This is a genomic window from Streptococcus danieliae (genome assembly GCF_013415245.1).
Taxonomy (GTDB): Bacteria; Bacillota; Bacilli; order Lactobacillales; family Streptococcaceae; genus Streptococcus; species Streptococcus danieliae_A.
In genome coordinates, this window is record NZ_JACBXX010000029.1 from 1 (window position 1) to 916 (window position 916).

Here is a 916-nt window from a genome sequence, read left to right on the forward strand (position 1 = left end):
CTTTAAAACACTTGAGGACGTGATTGATAAACTACAAGAAGTGATTCAAAGTTTGCATTGGTCTGACCTTAAATCTATTGTCCATAGAGAATGGATTTTTTCAGATTTTGAATTTGAATGAGTATTAATATTTTCTTGAATTTATTAAACAATGTCCCCTGCAGGAATCGAACCTGCAACGACTCCTTAGGAGGGAGTTGTTATATCCATTTAACTAAGGGAACAAAGAAAAGGAGCCGAGGCTCCTTGGTAATCCTCTTAACGACGGATTTCTTTGATACGTGCAGCTTTACCTTGTAGGGCACGTAGGTAGTACAATTTCGCACGACGTACTTTACCGTAGCGTACAACTTCGATTTTTTCAACACGTGGAGTGTGAAGTGGGAAGATACGCTCAACACCAACACCGTTAGAGATTTTACGAACAGTGTAGTTTTCAGAGATTCCTTGACCTTTACGAGCGATAACAACTCCTTCGAAGAGCTGAACACGTTCGCGGTTTCCTTCGACAACTTTTGCGTGAACGCGAACAGTGTCACCAGGGCGGAACTCAGGGATGTCAGTACGTAGTTGACCTTCAGTCAAGCTTTGAATTAATGGATTCATGTTTTCTCCTATCTTGCTAATCATAAACGCGAGGGAGCAGCGGATTAGCCGTTTATTTTTGCGTGTCCATCACACACAGGGAATATCTTATCAGTTTTTTTGCCAAAAGTAAAGGGAAATACGAATAACTTGAAGATTTTTTAATCTTTGGTATACTATGCTAAATTTCAAGTTGAAATTAGCCACCACTAAGAAATTCCTTTGGTGACTTGTAGTCCAAACATTTTTTAGGATAATTGTTTATCCAATTTTCAATAAAAGCGACTTCTTTGGGAGTTGTTTCTTTGGTCCCTTTTGGTAACAGAGTGCA

Annotated in this window: 1 protein-coding gene, 1 tRNA gene and 1 pseudogene; all 3 read right to left on the reverse strand. The window is 39.2% G+C overall.

What is annotated here, in order from left to right:
• Window positions 1-152: 152 nt before the first annotated feature.
• Window positions 153-224: transfer RNA gene (locus HZY94_RS00585), tRNA-Arg, on the reverse strand.
• Window positions 225-258: 34 nt separating this feature from the next.
• Entirely contained in the window at window positions 259-606 is a 348-nt protein-coding gene (gene rplS / locus HZY94_RS00590) for a 50S ribosomal protein L19 (RefSeq protein ID WP_160332582.1), read from the reverse strand.
• A 178-nt stretch (window positions 607-784) separates the two neighbouring features.
• Window positions 785-916: pseudogene (locus HZY94_RS00595) on the reverse strand (IS30 family transposase); the annotation flags it as partial.